This is a genomic window from Vibrio sp. 10N.222.47.A9 (assembly GCF_963872585.1).
GTDB lineage: Bacteria > Pseudomonadota > Gammaproteobacteria > Enterobacterales > Vibrionaceae > Vibrio > Vibrio splendidus.
Genome location: NZ_CAWNBB010000047.1, coordinates 178,444 through 193,658, shown reverse-complemented (window position 1 = coordinate 193,658; position 15,215 = coordinate 178,444). Strand labels below are relative to the sequence as shown.

At 43.1% G+C, this 15,215-nt stretch carries 18 protein-coding genes; 9 read left to right on the top strand and 9 right to left on the bottom strand.

Annotated elements, in window-relative coordinates; genetic code table 11:
- The 6 genes from AACT19_RS15600 to AACT19_RS15575 form a co-directional block, all read right to left on the bottom strand.
- Positions 1 to 537, bottom strand: a 537-nt coding sequence (locus AACT19_RS15600; RefSeq protein ID WP_131825229.1) for a hypothetical protein, incomplete at its 3' end; no start/stop codon positions are given.
- A gap of 119 nt (positions 538 to 656) precedes the next feature.
- On the bottom strand, positions 657 to 875 hold the full coding sequence (locus tag AACT19_RS15595; protein WP_076647154.1) for a hypothetical protein: 219 nt from the start codon (positions 873 to 875) through the stop codon (positions 657 to 659).
- 19 nt (positions 876 to 894) lie between these two features.
- Positions 895 to 1,122, bottom strand: a complete 228-nt coding sequence (locus AACT19_RS15590; RefSeq protein WP_076647151.1) for a transcriptional regulator — start codon at positions 1,120 to 1,122, stop codon at positions 895 to 897.
- 19 nt (positions 1,123 to 1,141) lie between these two features.
- A complete protein-coding gene (locus AACT19_RS15585) occupies positions 1,142 to 1,456 on the bottom strand; it encodes a chemotaxis protein (protein ID WP_076647148.1) in 315 nt (104 codons plus the stop codon).
- Between the two features lie 74 nt (positions 1,457 to 1,530).
- Positions 1,531 to 3,561, bottom strand: a complete 2,031-nt coding sequence (locus AACT19_RS15580) for a replication endonuclease (RefSeq protein ID WP_076647145.1) — start codon at positions 3,559 to 3,561, stop codon at positions 1,531 to 1,533.
- 2 nt (positions 3,562 to 3,563) lie between these two features.
- Positions 3,564 to 3,755, bottom strand: a complete 192-nt coding sequence (locus tag AACT19_RS15575) for a hypothetical protein (protein WP_017089184.1) — start codon at positions 3,753 to 3,755, stop codon at positions 3,564 to 3,566.
- Between the two features lie 207 nt (positions 3,756 to 3,962).
- Between AACT19_RS15575 and AACT19_RS15570 the strand changes: the two genes are divergently transcribed.
- Positions 3,963 to 4,331 carry a DUF3693 domain-containing protein gene (locus tag AACT19_RS15570; RefSeq protein WP_076647143.1) on the top strand — a complete coding sequence of 123 codons (369 nt, stop codon included), beginning with the start codon at positions 3,963 to 3,965 and terminating at the stop codon, positions 4,329 to 4,331.
- A 150-nt stretch (positions 4,332 to 4,481) separates the two neighbouring features.
- Here the strand turns inward: AACT19_RS15570 and AACT19_RS15565 are convergent, their stop codons facing one another.
- The 3 genes from AACT19_RS15565 to AACT19_RS15555 all read right to left on the bottom strand — a co-directional run bounded on the left by AACT19_RS15565 (position 4,482) and on the right by AACT19_RS15555 (position 7,871).
- Entirely contained in the window at positions 4,482 to 6,206 is a 1,725-nt protein-coding gene (locus tag AACT19_RS15565) for an ATP-binding protein (RefSeq protein ID WP_076647142.1), read from the bottom strand.
- Positions 6,206 to 7,390: an FIST signal transduction protein gene (locus tag AACT19_RS15560; RefSeq protein ID WP_004733673.1), complete on the bottom strand. Its 1,185-nt coding sequence runs from the start codon at positions 7,388 to 7,390 to the stop codon at positions 6,206 to 6,208. Before AACT19_RS15560 ends, AACT19_RS15565 begins: the two co-directional genes overlap by 1 nt.
- Before the next feature lie 115 nt (positions 7,391 to 7,505).
- Positions 7,506 to 7,871 (bottom strand): hypothetical protein, encoded by a 366-nt coding sequence (locus AACT19_RS15555; protein WP_076647141.1) that lies wholly within the window; start codon positions 7,869 to 7,871, stop codon positions 7,506 to 7,508.
- Positions 7,872 to 8,129: 258 nt separating this feature from the next.
- Between AACT19_RS15555 and ccoN the strand changes: the two genes are divergently transcribed.
- The 8 genes from ccoN to AACT19_RS15515 all read left to right on the top strand — a co-directional run bounded on the left by ccoN (position 8,130) and on the right by AACT19_RS15515 (position 15,212).
- A complete protein-coding gene (ccoN, locus tag AACT19_RS15550) occupies positions 8,130 to 9,557 on the top strand; it encodes a cytochrome-c oxidase, cbb3-type subunit I (protein ID WP_032497766.1) in 1,428 nt (475 codons plus the stop codon).
- 11 nt (positions 9,558 to 9,568) lie between these two features.
- Positions 9,569 to 10,189: a cytochrome-c oxidase, cbb3-type subunit II gene (gene ccoO / locus AACT19_RS15545; protein ID WP_004733677.1), complete on the top strand. Its 621-nt coding sequence runs from the start codon at positions 9,569 to 9,571 to the stop codon at positions 10,187 to 10,189.
- Positions 10,190 to 10,198: 9 nt separating this feature from the next.
- A complete protein-coding gene (locus AACT19_RS15540) occupies positions 10,199 to 10,372 on the top strand; it encodes a CcoQ/FixQ family Cbb3-type cytochrome c oxidase assembly chaperone (RefSeq protein ID WP_004733679.1) in 174 nt (57 codons plus the stop codon).
- Entirely contained in the window at positions 10,372 to 11,346 is a 975-nt protein-coding gene (ccoP, locus tag AACT19_RS15535; RefSeq protein WP_004733681.1) for a cytochrome-c oxidase, cbb3-type subunit III, read from the top strand. The genes AACT19_RS15540 and ccoP overlap by 1 nt, the downstream gene beginning before the upstream one ends.
- Before the next feature lie 108 nt (positions 11,347 to 11,454).
- Complete coding sequence (locus AACT19_RS15530) at positions 11,455 to 11,934, top strand: FixH family protein (protein WP_076647140.1); 480 nt, start codon at positions 11,455 to 11,457, stop codon at positions 11,932 to 11,934.
- Between the two features lie 5 nt (positions 11,935 to 11,939).
- Entirely contained in the window at positions 11,940 to 14,312 is a 2,373-nt protein-coding gene (locus tag AACT19_RS15525) for a heavy metal translocating P-type ATPase (protein ID WP_076647139.1), read from the top strand.
- On the top strand, positions 14,312 to 14,548 hold the full coding sequence (ccoS, locus tag AACT19_RS15520) for a cbb3-type cytochrome oxidase assembly protein CcoS (protein ID WP_076647138.1): 237 nt from the start codon (positions 14,312 to 14,314) through the stop codon (positions 14,546 to 14,548). Before AACT19_RS15525 ends, ccoS begins: the two co-directional genes overlap by 1 nt.
- Positions 14,538 to 15,212, top strand: a complete 675-nt coding sequence (locus tag AACT19_RS15515) for a sulfite exporter TauE/SafE family protein (protein ID WP_076647137.1) — start codon at positions 14,538 to 14,540, stop codon at positions 15,210 to 15,212. Before ccoS ends, AACT19_RS15515 begins: the two co-directional genes overlap by 11 nt.
- Positions 15,213 to 15,215 lie beyond the last annotated feature (3 nt).

Genomic DNA, 15,215 nt, shown 5'->3' with positions numbered 1-15,215 from the left:
ACCGCCACCAGTCTCACCGCCTTCAGATGTTTCTGAGCCATCACAGGAATCGCCTGAATAGGCAAAAACACCATACGGAGGATTAGCAGCAGGAAAAAAAAGGCTTGAATTAGCTCTACAGGAATTTCTACAAATCGCAGCAACGTCACGAGTACCAACAGGGAAAGTAATCGTTCCTAAACTTTCTCCTTCCATCGACTTACAACGGGGTTCACATATCCCTTTGGAAGAAAGTACTTCACCTTGCGGGCAATTTGTTAAATTGGAAAGATAATGAGTAATAACTGAAGAACCCGTTTTGCCTCTATTTGTTTTATATCTACAACGGACACCAGTCGATGACGCAGTACAGTTAGAGTAACTAGTGCTTCCAGAAGAGCATGTAAGACCGATTAAATAATCACTAGTGAAAGTTTGCCCATCTTTCAAGCACTCAGGAGCATAGCTAGTCGATACTTTCCAAAACGTATCTGAAGCAAAGGTTTGGGAAGTATAAAAAGAAAATATAAACAACAGAGTCAATAATCGAATAGACATAAAACACCATCAAAAAAGGGAGCCTAAGCTCCCAATCAATCAACCTGCTATGACTCCGGTATAAACCCCATAAAGGAATGAGGCACACGTTAGAGAGCCAAGAACAACGGAGATAATCATTACTTACGGAGCCAAGAAACAACCATACCAAGACCGAAGGCAAGAGCAGCAATACCAATTACACCAGAAGTAGTTAACTCGACCATACCTTTACCCGCATTAACGGCAGCAGTGATAGCCGTTTCATTCGCGCTTGGGTCAGCGAACGCAGAGCCAGAAGTAAGAGCGACAGAAGCAACAAGGGTTTTATTGCTAACCAATTGACGTAGTTTAATCATAATAATTCTCCTAAATGGATTAACGAAAGTGTTTTATTACACGGCCTAGAACATGACCACCAACAAAGGTTGCCAAGCTCTGACCGACAACGAATTCATACAACGATTTGTCGAATTCAAGTAATGACCAATCAAATTGACCATCTACCAAGTGCGTTAACTGTTCTTTAGAGACCAAGACATACTCACAAACATCACCAGACGATTGTTGCAAAATCCCATCAATAACAGTCACACAAATAGACATAGCACTAAGACCTAATTACTTAGTTTTTTGGGAGCGGTGGCAAATCGAATAAGTGGAAGCCGTTCAAAGCAACGTGCTTACCCTCATCATTACCAAAGCTAAATTCTTTATACTCAACATTGAATTGCATACGCTTACCAACGCAAGATTTTAAAACCTCTCCGGCCTTACCTCCTGCCCAAAGCTCAGAGGAGATCTTAACTTCGATAGTGTTAGTCGGATTGGTTGTAATCAGTTTCAACTTACCTACAGTCAAAGCCTCACCCGTACCACGAGCGGGTTTTGTTTCTTGAATGATATCGGTATCGTCTAAAATCAAACCTTCGAGTTTCATATTGTGTTTCCTTTCTTGACGTAATTTTTTGGTTAAAAGAGAAAAAGACAGTTATTGACACAAGTCCAAGGAGACTAGTGAAACCTATCCGGAGGGGCTACGCCCACCGAACAGGCCCCACGAGGCTCTAAAGAGCCAAAGAGCACAAGCGCCTCAATCTCATCCATACGGGCTAGATGCTTCTCGTATTCTTCATACTGGCTATCTAGCATGTATTCGTATTCTTTCTCGCGCTCCAAAGCATCAAACCAGTCCACAGTCCCAGACATGATTTTCTCTTGTGAAGCAATGAATTTATCTATGTTTTCGACTTTCCAAGATTTAAAGCGAGTGACTACAAGAACATCACGGAACATTAAGCCAGAGATACGAGCCTGAGCCGCGTCACCGTAGCGGGTAGTAGAGTATTCACCACCAGATTCAATTAGCTTTTCGATAGTGTTAGTCACTTCATAAGCAGCCTTGACGGTTTGGTCTTTGCGCTTTACAAACACACCGCCCATGGCATAACAAAACGCTTCCCAGTCACCCGCATCCGCAGCCCTGCGAACGTTTTCTAGAGTTAGATGTTCTTCGTTGTTTAAGTCTGAAAACATAGCGTCTTCCTCGTTAAGTTCTTCGCGTAAGCGTCTAAGCTCACGCCAAACAGTGACAGAAGCACCGCCTATAAATTGAAATTGTCTGATACGATTCACACGCGCCCAAGTGACAACGCGTTCAGCAGCCGCAATACCATCTAGATTAGAACTGCGGTCTTTATCGATGTGTTTACCATCAACGTTTTTACTCACGTACTTAGCCACGTAACCAACAGCAGAACCTTTACTAAAATCAATTAGCTCAGACTTGAAACGGTACTTTTTAGCACCTGATTCGTTAGGCGTATCAGCAAGGGCTAGACGGTTAAACACAGATGTAACAAAAGCTCGATGTTCTTTTTCCATAAACAAAAGCATGTGGTGATGAGCCGTACCATCTTGATGAGGTTCAACAATGCGCATCCCATAGATTTTGATATCGTTCTTATCCAAAATTTTGCGAAGCGAAGACCAAACACCAATCAAATGATCGTGTGATTGTCTCGCGTCCGGTCGTCCTGCTTTCTCCCAATTGGGATTAGTCATACCACCAGAAACCGCGTGAAATCTTGACGGAGTAGTCACCGTATAAAACACCGCGTCATGGTCTGATTTTTTAGCGATGTTTTCGAAGCCATTAAGACGGGCAAACATTTCATTACGTCTTAATTCTGGATTAGAAACTGATTTAGCCGACAACTCAGAAAGAGTAAAAAAGGTTTGAGGGTCGTTCTCATCAAAGGCCACCGTTTTTTCTAATGCAATCTCATTAGATTTCATGCGGTCACGGTGTCTACGAACTGAAAAATCAGAACAATAAATTTGCTTATGACGTTCAACAAGTGCCAAGTCTCGCGCCACCTGTTCAACTTCATAAGCACACTTTCTTCTTAACTGGCGAACGAGCCAATTATTATCAATTGCGCGAGCTACAAGAGAATGCAGTTCGTTATTAGAATGCGCTTTTTCAATCACTTCATCACGGAAGCCAAGGCCAAGCGAATCAAGAAGCTTCACACAGGTTTTAAACTGCGATTCAACATCAGGAAGACGAGCAACAGCACAACCAAATTGTTTAGATTTGGTTTCCGCGAGTTGGCGAATATCATCATCAGGCATTGCCGCGCTATAACCGTTTTTAGTCAGTCGTTCGTGGGCGCGGTGTAAAGCATAGGCCGCTTCAATCTCTTCTTTTTTCTTACACATATCTTTGTAAGCGCGGAGCATATGACGAGTAAAATCACCATTGCGCTTTAAACCAAACGGCAAAGAATTACAAAGCAATGGAGCAGGGCGATAAGCAAGAGAAGGAAGCCCCGTCACATCATGAGCGTGAATCTTATGATTTAACGCAGGGACAACCGAAGCCGCGAGAGGATAACTAGGACGCGTATGGTCTTTGTATGAAGACAAGTAATCGAATTGATTATCATGAACATGCTCAGCCGTTGCCCATGATTGAACCGGAACGAAATCAATCATTTCAAAGCTTTTCGTTTTGAGGTCGAAAACGCGCTCGTAAGCCATGATTAAGCCTCAATCACTTTCATTTGAGGCCAAAAAGGAAGAAGTCGCTTGAAAGCATCTTGAGAATCGGCATCGGTCAAAGGCAAAGCTTTATCTTTGTGAACCGTGATTACAGGAGTAAGCCCCGTATCAGTAACAATGTAATGAGAAAGGTATCGAGGAAGAACACCAGAGCAGACTTGAATAATAAACATAACAACCACCTTGACTGATTATTGAGTTGGGATTGACCGTCTAAGCCGAGCTATAAGCGTCAAGGGCGAACAGCCCAGACCTAGACAGTCAAAATAGGACTAACCAAATTTGGTTAACGGGGAAAATCATATACACCAGATTTGGTTAACGCAATACACCAAAAATGGTTAGCAATAGGCTATGATTAGGAAAACGGAGGATTTGCCATGTACCAGAATGAACTGTTAGACGCCTATAAAAAGGCGCAAAATTACGTACAAGACAAGCAAATAGCACACGATATGAACATACCACAGCAGAGAATCAGTGATTTTCGCAAAGGTCGTCGCTATCTCACTGATTTACAAGCGGTTTTTTTAGCAGAAAATGCAAAGTTAGACCCACAGGTAGCATTGATAGGTTTGCACGCTGACCGCAACGACAATCCAGAGATAAAACAGCTATGGGAACACATGGCAAAAAAGTTTGACGGGTTAGGATTATCAGGAATTTCAATGGCTTGCGGAGGTTTGGCGTTATGGATGATGCAAACTAAAGAAGCGATATTTGACTGCGTATTATGTATATTATGTTAAATTGGTTTTGGCATTTATAAGGCAGGTATCTTTGTGTGATGCCCTGCCTCTTGTTTATCTACCAAATTGGCGTTCTATTTAACAGTAAGGCTATTTACCATAAAATACCTAATAAACATATATCCTAATCTTCGATTAAGAATACGTTTATTAGATTTCAAGCATTAATCGATCAATAGCCTCGGTGATCTCTTTGGTTCTTACTGGTTTGGTAACGAAATCATTCATGCCTACATCTAAGCACGAATATTTATCTTCTAGTGATGTGTGTGCTGTTAGCGCGACGATTGGCGTTTTGATGTTCGCGTCTCTCATGTATTTAGTTGTCGTTAGGCCATCCATTACTGGCATCGACACATCCATCAAGATAATGTCTATCGAGTCGTTTCCTCTTTCAACAAAGCCAATTGCTTCTTCACCGTTACTTGCGATGAAAACTTCGTGGCCTTGTCGCGTTAGAATCAATTTAATCACCATTTGATTTGTAGGATTGTCTTCGACAACTAAAACTGAATAGCGGCCTCTGAGTTCTCTTGAAGATTTGTCTTCTTCACAGTGAGCTAGATTGTTCGTGACTCTGGTAAGCACTGGTAACTGTACTTCGAATTTAGAGCCTTTACCTGGCTCACTTTCTACAGATATGCGTCCTCGCATTAGTTCTACCAGTCGCTTGGTTATTGCCAGGCCTAAACCGGTGCCACCAAATCTGCGTGTGATTGTGCTATCAGCTTGCACGAATGGGCTGAATAGCGACGAAAGTTGTTGTGAGCTAATGCCAATCCCGGTGTCTTCTACTGTTATATAGAATGAGCTCTGCAGGTATTTGATAGAAACATGGACATGCCCACGCTCAGTAAATTTAATCGCGTTGCCAATCAGGTTAAATAGGATCTGTGCCAAGCGACTTGGATCGATGTAATGAAGTTCACCTTCAGGGATATCGCTGGTTACCGTTAGCGCCAACCCTTTATCGTCTGCTGTCTTCTTTTGTTCAGATAATACAAAAGTTACAGTGTCTCTTACATTGCTCCATTGAGGTGCTAGTGAGAAACATCCAGATTCAATCTTAGAAAAATCCAATACATCACTGATAATTGCCAGTAGAAGCTCAGATGATGTGCTCATATTAAGCAGTATAGACTGTTGTTCGTCGTTCAGAGGTGTGGATTTTAGGGCGTCTATCAAGCCAATGATGGCATTTAGCGGTGTTCTTAATTCATGACTCATCATTGCGAGGAATTCAGACTTGGCCTTGTTGGCTCTTTCTGCGTCTTTTCTTGCTGTGACAAGCTCTGCTGTACGCTCTCGAACGGTTGCTTCAAGCTTTTCTTTGTTTTCAATATCGAAAACAGCACGCTCAATCAGTGGTCTAAATCGGTTTAGGGTTGCTTTGGTTTCAACACTAAAGTGCTTGGTATTGGAGTGGATAAAGATGATGACGGATTGTGTTAGTCCGCTATCGATACCAGTAATTAGAACAGAGTTGATTTGATCGAGGATAATGGGATGTAAGGAATTGAATTCACCCAGAGACTTTGGTTCAAAAAGGATGGCGCATTCTCCATTGATCACTCGAGATAGCTTGCCACAATCACTCCAATTCATTTGTTCGAAGACTTTGTTATTGGTTAACAGGGTTTTGAAATTGCCTTCGTTCCCTACCCTAGATATTACGATAAAGTCATCAAATTTAATGTATTTTTTGAGCACAAATTCAAGACTATAAAATATCTCAGATATGTTACTTGCCTTACTGATCGCAGAGATGGTTGATAAGATCACCCTGTTCTCTTCAGCCAGTTTTCGCTCACGGGCTTTTAGTTTTTGCAGTTCAATACGTGCTTCTTGCAGCGCTTCTTGACCTTCAGAACCCATTACTTTTTCAACCTATAAAACGTAGCAGACGATACCATTAAATTTCCGTGCGCACTCTCACCGCCAGATAACCTTCCTTGTTCACCAAAGGTGAATGGGCATATGTATGGGAGTCCGTTAAGTGCTTGATTTATTTGATCGCATACTTCGTCCATATCTTGCTTAAGGTTCAACATTGGACCTGCACAGAAGATGTTGATCGCACCTAGTTTCTCTTCTAAATCCATGTCGTTGTAGTAAGAAGAGTGAATAATATTAGCGGCACGGCTTATCAATTGCTGTTTAGAGCCCTGCATCAAATAAATGGTGTCGCCTTCACTGATATCTGTGAATAGCTCGATTCCATTGCACTCTGTTTCTCTGATTGAGTGGGACAATTTGAAATATGGGTAGTCGTATGAAGAGCCAACTTTTCGCCCTAGCGGATACACGGACGATTTTTCGAATATATAGCCATCATCACTACCACCTAGATGGAAATTGGTCCATTCGTTATAAACGGTGACGGCTGGTCTATGGTCAATCTCCAACAATATTCGGTTTCTTACTTTAGTCACGGTCCCAGAATAGCGAGTGGGCGTATGGCCTGCACTAAAAGACGAATAGATGGACTGAGAAGCAAATACCACAGTTAAAGATACGCCATTGATAGAGAGTGACTCTTCGGTAAAGATACTCCAGTTTCCAGAAACCTGATTGTCCGCCGCGCTGCCACCAATAACAGGTACCTCAGTACCAAACTTCTTATCGATAGCCGCCATTACCTTCTCTTCATTGCCAGGAGTGGAATGCAGTAAGATAAGATCAGGGATTTCACCTTCTCGGTTGGCGTTCTTAAGTGCTTTATCGATGGCGCTGAAGGTGCTTTGGTTTATGGAGTCGCTAAAGTGCTCGATACCCGTACCATAGGCGTTGATCCCAGAGTCATAGATGATGAGTACGCCTATCACTGGGCCGGAGTGGAACCCAGTTTCGGTCATAATGCCGTGACAAGTGGTGCAGCCATGTATTGGGGTGTTAGGGAGAGCATCTACGAAATATCTCTGCACAGCGAGTGTTGAGTACTCTTCTGTGCAGTAGCAAATAAGACAGGCAATATCGTCAGGGTTTTCTACCCCATTGAGCAACTCATCTACTGCGATTTTATCGTCTAGGGAATAAGAGACTTTTGATAGAAATTTCATAGATTCCGGGAAACTTTATTAATGTCCTCTTTATAACACTTTAATGCATGGTGTTTCACTGATTTGGTACATATTTCTATCAAAAGAACCGAGGCGTGACTCAGTTTTCCCTCTATTACTCTTTAGAAAGGTTTACGGAAAACGTGCTTATCTGTTGTGGAAATGTAACTGTTATTGAGGAGGTCTTATCATTAGTTTGTAACAGCCAATTCGAAGGCCCTTTTTCTTCTAGAATTCCGCTCTCATTGTAGCTAATGATAAATTTGCCAGTTTTAGATGTTTCGATTGAATACCCTGAAATATCGCCCGAAATTAAAACATTATGATTATCAATACCAAATTCACACGGTTTTGAAATTATACAGCTTACTGTTTCGTTATTGTCGTATGTTACTGTTCTCCAAGTAAATGCCGCTATTAAAATAACCAACATGCCGATAATTTGTACGAGCCTGCCCTTTGTTAGCTTTTGTGCCGCCATTATAATCTTTACTCCTTGTTACAAAGTTCAAAGTTTTTAAATAAAAATCCAATTCCAGACCAAGCGTAAGGTTACTACTCTGTCATTGATTTGTTAATTCAAGTATAGTGTCGCGTTGAAAATGCCACTTTTTTTCAAAATCAGCAAGTGGAAATAAAGCCCTGAATAGGCTGAATTTCCTTTTCTAATTTGGGTGGCATTACGACGTGAGTCGTGTTGGAAGTAAAGTGTAGTAAATAAGAAATTGGAAGCATGCAAATGAGCCAAGAAAAGCAGCTTGAACAAAACTACAACTATACGGTCGTCCGTCAATTTACCCTCGTTACAATTTTGTGGGGTATTGTCGGTATGGGCGTTGGTGTTTTGATTGCCGCTCAATTAGTTTGGCCACAGCTAAACTTTGATACGCCGTGGTTGACGTACAGTCGTTTACGTCCCCTGCATACTAATGCGGTTATTTTTGCGTTCGGTACAAGTGCGCTGTTTGCAACATCATATTATGTTGTGCAACGTACCTGTCAGACGCGTCTCTTTGGTGGCCCTCTCGTAGCCTTTACCTTTTGGGGTTGGCAAGCGATTATCCTGTCCGCTGCAATTACTTTACCGTTAGGTTTAACCTCTGGTAAAGAATATGCAGAACTTGAATGGCCAATCGATATTGCTATTACTCTTGTGTGGGTAGCTTACGCAGTCGTGTTCTTTGGAACCATGATTAAACGTAGGACATCGCACATTTATGTAGCAAACTGGTTCTTCGGAGCCTTCATCATCACGGTTGCCGTGTTGCACATAGTTAACAGCTTAGCTGTTCCTGTATCTGCGTTTAAATCTTACTCGATTTATGCAGGTGCAATTGATGCAATGGTGCAATGGTGGTACGGACACAATGCGGTAGGCTTCCTATTGACAGCTGGTTTCCTAGGTATGATGTATTACTTCGTTCCTAAACAAGCTGGTCGCCCTGTTTACTCTTACCGTTTGTCGATTGTTCACTTCTGGGCTCTTGTGTCACTGTATATCTGGGCTGGTCCTCACCACCTACACTACACTGCACTTCCAGACTGGACTCAGTCTCTAGGTATGGTTATGTCTTTGGTTCTGTTTGCTCCATCTTGGGGTGGCATGATCAACGGTATTATGACTCTATCTGGTGCGTGGCATAAGCTACGTTACGACCCAATCCTACGTTTCCTTATCGTTTCTCTATCATTCTACGGCATGTCGACTTTCGAAGGCCCTATGATGGCAATTAAAACGGTTAACGCGCTATCTCACTACACGGACTGGACTATCGGTCACGTTCACTCTGGTGCGTTAGGTTGGGTTGCTATGGTTTCTATCGGTTCGGTTTACCACTTAGTTCCTAAACTATTTGGTCAAGAGCGTATGTACTCTGTATCCCTAATCAATGTTCACTTCTGGTTAGCAACGATTGGTACGGTTTTCTACATTGTTGCAATGTGGATTTCTGGTGTGATGCAAGGTCTGATGTGGCGCGCAGTTAACTCTGACGGTACATTGACTTACAGCTTTGTAGAATCTGTAGAAGCTTCTTACCCGTTCTACTTTGTACGTTTCTTAGGTGGTCTTATCTTCCTATCTGGTATGTTCTTACTGGCATACAACACGTACAAAACTGTTTCTGCACCTAAAGATAGCCTTAAAGCTATCCCTCAACCGGCTTAAGGAGATTTAGAATGAGCTCAAATTCAAATAATCGCCATGAGTTGGTCGAGAAAAACGTTGGTCTACTCGCGATCTTAATTGTTATCGCAATCAGCTTTGGTGCTTTAGTAGAAATCACCCCACTTATTTTCCAAAAGCAAACGACTGAACCTGTAGAAAACCTACGCGTTTACTCTGCTCTGGAAATGGAAGGTCGTGATATTTACATTCGTGAAGGTTGTAACGTATGTCACAGCCAAATGATTCGTCCTTTCCGCTCTGAAACTGAACGTTACGGTCACTACTCTGTAGCTGGCGAAAGTGTTTGGGAACATCCATTCCTATGGGGTTCTAAGCGTACTGGCCCAGATCTAGCGCGTGTTGGTGATCGTTACTCTGATGAGTGGCACCGTGTTCACCTTCTCGACCCTCGCGAACTTGTTCCTGAATCAAACATGCCTGGTTTCCCATGGCTTGCTGAGAATGTACTTGATGGCAAATTGACTAAGCAGAAGCTTGAAATCTTCCGTAATCAATTTGGTGTTCCTTACACAGACGAACAAATTGCTAACGCTAAACAAGATGTTGAAGGAAAAACAGAGATGGATGCAATCATCGCTTACCTTCAATCGCTTGGCCACGCAATGAAATAAGGAATAATTATGGACATTATTACATTTCAAAGTGTTTGGACTGTTACTGTTTTTGCTTGTTTCATCGGCATCGTTTGGTGGGCTTTCGGTAAAAATCGTAAGTCGCGCTTCGACGAAGATGCAAACCTAGTGTTCGCTGATGAAGCACCTGCGAAAGATAAAAATCAAGGAGTGACGAAGTAATGAGTACATTCTGGAGTATTTGGGTAACAGTCATCACAATCGGTACGCTGATTGGCTGTGCAGCCTTACTTCGTTGGTGTTCCAACGATAAAACAGGTGTAGAAGAAGGTCATGACATGGGCCATGAATACGATGGTATTCGTGAGCTTAATAACCCACTACCTAAATGGTGGACATACCTTTTCGTTAGCACAATTGTGTTTGCAGCTGTTTATCTTGCTCTATACCCGGGCCTTGGCAACTTTAAAGGTCTACTAGGTTGGACGAGTTCAAACCAAACAGTTCGTAGCGTAGAAGAGTCTCGCTCTGCAATCGCTGCAGCTCAAGCTAACAAACAGTTAGATGAGTACGCGAAAGAGCTTGATGACGCGAACACTTACTTTGGCGAAGCATTTAAAAAGCTAGCTCATGATGAGAACGGTCTTCGTTCTGTTCCTGACATTGCATCAGATGCTGACGCAATCAAAGTTGGTCAACGCTTGTTCCTGCAAAACTGTTCTCAGTGTCATGGTTCTGATGCTCGTGGTCAAAAGGGCTTCCCTAACTTGACTGACGATGCATGGCTATATGGCGGTGAACCACAAGCGATCGTTACTACCATCATGCATGGTCGTGTCGGTCAAATGCCAGCGTGGAAAGACGCACTTGGCGAAGAAGGCGTTAAAGAAGTGGTTAGCTACACTCTTAGCCTTTCTGGTCGTAGCGTGAACGTACGTGAAGCAGAAGCTGGTAAAGCACGTTTCGTAGTGTGTGCTGCGTGTCATGGTACAGATGGTAAGGGTAACCCTGCTGTTGGTGCTCCTGACCTAACAGACCGCGATTGGTTGTTTGGCGATTCTCGTGCTGATGTAACTGAAACAGTAATGAACGGTCGTTCTGGTGTAATGCCGGCTTGGAAGGACATCCTCGGTGAGGATAAAGTACAGCTCGTCGCTGCCTACGTCTGGAGCCTCAGCAACTCAGATAAAGAGTAACATAATAATAACAGCCCCTTCTTAAGGGGCTGTCTTTCTTTTACAGTTATAACCTTAAGTGTTTGTAAAAATTAGTTTTATTTCATTGGATATATTGAGAATAATAATATGGTACAACCTTGGTATAAGCAGTTTTGGCCGTGGTTTTTGATCTTCCTAACCGTTGGCGTTTCTATGCTAACATTGGTTCGAGTCGCGATACTTACCAACCATTCAGTTAACGTTGTCACTGAAGATTACTATAAAAAAGGTAAAGGTATTAATGTCGACATTTCAAAAGTAAACGTTGCTAAAAAGCTTGGCCTATCAGCTTCAGTTAGCGAGAAAGGTAACTCAGTTATCATTACCCTAAACAAAGGCAAGCTAGACCACTTCCCTGCTATTAGCGCAATGTTCGTGCACCGAACGCTCCCTGACCGTGATTTTACTCAGCTACTGACCGCTGATGTGAGCGGCAACTACACGTTGACTCTGGACCATGAAATGCAAGGTCCATGGTTTATCGAGCTTTCTCCGCATGATTCTGAATGGTTAGTGCAAGGTCGCATGAACTTCCCAATTGATACTCCTACTCAACTAACGAACTAAAGCTTATGTGTGAATCCTGTTATCACTGCGGTGAAGATGTACCAGCGGAAACGGATTTTAAAGTAGAAATCTTAGGATCGATTCGACCGATGTGTTGTCCAGGTTGCGAAACCGTAGCCCAGACAATCGTTGATAGCGGTTTGGTCTCTTATTACCAATATCGTACCGCTCCGGCTGAAAAAGCGGATCTAGTTCCAGAGCAACTTCTGGCACTCAGTCATTACGACAACGAAGATGTTCAATTGGAGTTCGTCCGTAACTCTGAAAATACTTCTGAAGTGACATTGTCACTAGAAGGTGTCTCTTGTGCTGCTTGTGCATGGCTTATTGAGAAGCAAGTCTCTTCAAAGTTAGGGGTTGTTAGTATTCGTGTTAATACCACGACTAACCGCGCCCTGCTCAGCTGGGACAACACTCAGGCTAAACTGAGCGAGCTGTTGTCTGCAATCCATACCCTAGGCTACAAAGCCGCTCCATTTGAGGCTGATCAACAAGAAGCAGCCTATCATCGATCGATGAAGAATTATCTCTATCGTCTTGGTATTGCTGGTTTAGCGACCATGCAAGTCATGATGTTAGCTGTAGCGCTCTACCTCGAAGTATTTGGCAGCCTTGAACCTGAATTCAAAAGTTACTTCCGTTGGGTAAGTTTGATCTTCGCAACACCTGTTCTCCTATACTCTGCGTTACCTTTCTATATTAATGCGTGGCGTAGTATTAAAGGCCGAACATTGGGTATGGATGTACCCGTTTCGATCGCTCTGCTATTTGCTTACGTTGCGAGTTTAGTGGCAACAGTGACAGAGCAAGGTGAAGTGTTCTTTGAATCTATCTCGATGTTCACCTTCTTCTTGTTGCTTGGTCGTTTCCTTGAGATGCGCGCGCGTCGTAAAGCTGCAGCAGCTAGCGGTAACCTGCTTAAGCTCGTTCCTGCGATGGCGACAACGCTAGACGGTGAGCAAGTACCGGTAAAAACCTTAAAAGTTGGCGACCAGATTCGCGTTCTACCGGGTGAACATATTCCCGCAGATGGCAAAGTATTGTCTGGCAGAATTCATATCGATGAATCCATGCTGACTGGCGAATCTATCCATGTGGTCAAGAATGAAGGTGATACGGTCTTTGCTGGCACATTGAATGGTGATGAATCGTTTGAATTGGAAGTGATGACCTCTAAAGCGGATTCGGTTATTTCTAATATCGTTCGTCTTCAAGATGAAGCGCAATTGTCTAAACCCCGAATTGCTGAAATCGCCGATGTGGTGGCTCGATACTTTGTCGCGGTTATCTTAATCATTTCATTCGGGACTTGGTTCTACTGGCATCAAACACGACCAGAAGACGCTTTCTGGATCATGCTTTCAGTATTAGTGGCGACCTGCCCTTGCGCTTTGTCTCTTGCGACGCCGACCGCGATTACTTGCTCAACTTCTCGCATGGGTAACTTCGGTATCTTGCTGCGCAAAGGTCACGTATTTGAAACCTTGTGCAAGGTAAACCACTTAATCATCGATAAAACGGGCACTCTGACTGAAGGTGATATTCGTATCAGTAAAGTTGAGACGTTCGCTGACCTTGATAAAGATACTTGTTTGCAAGTTGCAGCAAGCCTAGAACAACACGCTAACCACCCTATCGCTAAAGCGTTCAAAACTTATATTTCTGATGATATCGAAGTGGAGTCGGTAAACAACGTGATTGGCTCGGGCATTACTGGCGAGTTGAATGGGCAAGAAGTGGCGATTGGTAGCAGTGAGTTCATTCTAGGTGAGGCTCAGCCATCTGAAAGTAACGGTATTTACTTGTCGATGTCTGGTCGTCATATTGCAACATTCACTTATGAAGATCCGATTCGCAAAGAAAGTATCGAGTTTATTAAGCAATTCAAAGAAGCGGGAATCAAAACCACGCTGCTGACTGGCGACTCTTTGATTAATGCGAAGCCTGTTGCAGCAGAGATTGGTATTACTGACATTGTTGCTAACGCGAAGCCGGAAGACAAGCTGGCTTATTTAAACTCTAGAGACGCAAGTGACATCACCATGATGGTTGGTGACGGTATCAATGACGCCCCTATTCTGGCCGGTGCTCACCTGTCTGTTGCTATGGGCGGCGGAACTGATGTGGCGAAAGCCTCTGCGGATATGGTGCTATTGGGTGATAAGCTCGATAGATTACTTAAGTCCCGTACTTTAGCGATAAAAACGCGTAGGATAATCCGTGAAAACCTAGCTTGGTCACTAGGATATAACTTACTTATTCTTCCTTTGGCTGTCGCAGGTTTGGTTGCTCCATACATTGCCGTTGTTGGCATGTCTGCTAGCTCTATTATTGTAGTATCTAACTCGTTAAGGCTTTTAAAAGAGCAAGGTAAATAATGGAAAGTTTATACATACTCATTCCAATTGCGATCGTACTTGTATGTATCGCGGTTGGAATCTTTCTATGGGCAGTGAAGAGCGAGCAGTTTGAAGACCTTGAACGCCAAGGCCATAACATTCTGTTTGATGAAGATACTAATGTTCATCATCATTCTGATAGTAAACCTGCCAAGAATGAGAAAGCTAACGTAGAAAGCCAAACTAACTTAGACAAAAAGAACGATGACGCCTGATTGGATTGGCGCTTTTGTTGTTGGATTGATCGGCGCAGGCCATTGCATGGGAATGTGTGGTGGTATTGCGTCGCTTCTTTCGATTGGCAACAGTAAACCTTCCCCTGTCATTCCCTTGCTTTATAACTTAGGGCGCTTGCTAAGCTATGCTGTGATTGGCGGTGTGATTGGTGGTGCAATCTCTTCGATAGGTCAGCTGAGCGATTTTAATGCTCTGCTGGGCTGGCTGCGTTTGTTTGCGGCTGGTTTTATGATCGTCTTAGGTTTGTATATTGGTAAATGGTGGTTTGGCTTGTTGTTCTTTGAAAAAGTTGGACAGAAGCTATGGCGTTATATCTCTCCTTTAGGCAAATCATTTCTACCATTGAAGCACCCTAGTCATGCTTTACCTTTTGGTTTTATCTGGGGTTGGCTTCCATGTGGTCTTGTTTACTCAATGCTAACGTGGGCGGCAGTGTCAGGAAGTTGGTATAACGGAGCGGGTATCATGTTTGCTTTCGGTTTAGGTACTCTTCCTGCGATGCTTACGGTTGGAATGGGTGCCAATTTCCTCAAAAAACTGCAACAAGCTGACTTATTTCGCCAGTTTGGCGCAATTTCAATCCTCATTTACGGCTTCTATACCGGTTATATGGCGCTACAGCTCATTATTTATACCGTATAGCGG

What these genes read in the sequence shown, in the direction of transcription:
- AACT19_RS15525 (WP_076647139.1), top strand. Translation starts at nt 11,940, where the DNA reads ATGTGTGAATCCTGTTATCACTGCGGTGAAGATGTACCAGCGGAAACG.
- AACT19_RS15575 (WP_017089184.1), bottom strand. Translation starts at nt 3,755, where the DNA reads ATGTTTATTATTCAAGTCTGCTCTGGTGTTCTTCCTCGATACCTTTCT.
- AACT19_RS15580 (WP_076647145.1), bottom strand. Translation starts at nt 3,561, where the DNA reads ATGGCTTACGAGCGCGTTTTCGACCTCAAAACGAAAAGCTTTGAAATG.
- AACT19_RS15540 (WP_004733679.1), top strand. Translation starts at nt 10,199, where the DNA reads ATGGACATTATTACATTTCAAAGTGTTTGGACTGTTACTGTTTTTGCT.
- AACT19_RS15555 (WP_076647141.1), bottom strand. Translation starts at nt 7,871, where the DNA reads ATGGCGGCACAAAAGCTAACAAAGGGCAGGCTCGTACAAATTATCGGC.
- AACT19_RS15585 (WP_076647148.1), bottom strand. Translation starts at nt 1,456, where the DNA reads ATGAAACTCGAAGGTTTGATTTTAGACGATACCGATATCATTCAAGAA.
- AACT19_RS15595 (WP_076647154.1), bottom strand. Translation starts at nt 875, where the DNA reads ATGATTAAACTACGTCAATTGGTTAGCAATAAAACCCTTGTTGCTTCT.
- AACT19_RS15530 (WP_076647140.1), top strand. Translation starts at nt 11,455, where the DNA reads ATGGTACAACCTTGGTATAAGCAGTTTTGGCCGTGGTTTTTGATCTTC.
- ccoN (WP_032497766.1), top strand. Translation starts at nt 8,130, where the DNA reads ATGAGCCAAGAAAAGCAGCTTGAACAAAACTACAACTATACGGTCGTC.
- AACT19_RS15570 (WP_076647143.1), top strand. Translation starts at nt 3,963, where the DNA reads ATGTACCAGAATGAACTGTTAGACGCCTATAAAAAGGCGCAAAATTAC.
- AACT19_RS15590 (WP_076647151.1), bottom strand. Translation starts at nt 1,122, where the DNA reads ATGTCTATTTGTGTGACTGTTATTGATGGGATTTTGCAACAATCGTCT.
- AACT19_RS15515 (WP_076647137.1), top strand. Translation starts at nt 14,538, where the DNA reads ATGACGCCTGATTGGATTGGCGCTTTTGTTGTTGGATTGATCGGCGCA.
- AACT19_RS15560 (WP_004733673.1), bottom strand. Translation starts at nt 7,390, where the DNA reads ATGAAATTTCTATCAAAAGTCTCTTATTCCCTAGACGATAAAATCGCA.
- ccoP (WP_004733681.1), top strand. Translation starts at nt 10,372, where the DNA reads ATGAGTACATTCTGGAGTATTTGGGTAACAGTCATCACAATCGGTACG.
- ccoO (WP_004733677.1), top strand. Translation starts at nt 9,569, where the DNA reads ATGAGCTCAAATTCAAATAATCGCCATGAGTTGGTCGAGAAAAACGTT.
- ccoS (WP_076647138.1), top strand. Translation starts at nt 14,312, where the DNA reads ATGGAAAGTTTATACATACTCATTCCAATTGCGATCGTACTTGTATGT.
- AACT19_RS15565 (WP_076647142.1), bottom strand. Translation starts at nt 6,206, where the DNA reads ATGGGTTCTGAAGGTCAAGAAGCGCTGCAAGAAGCACGTATTGAACTG.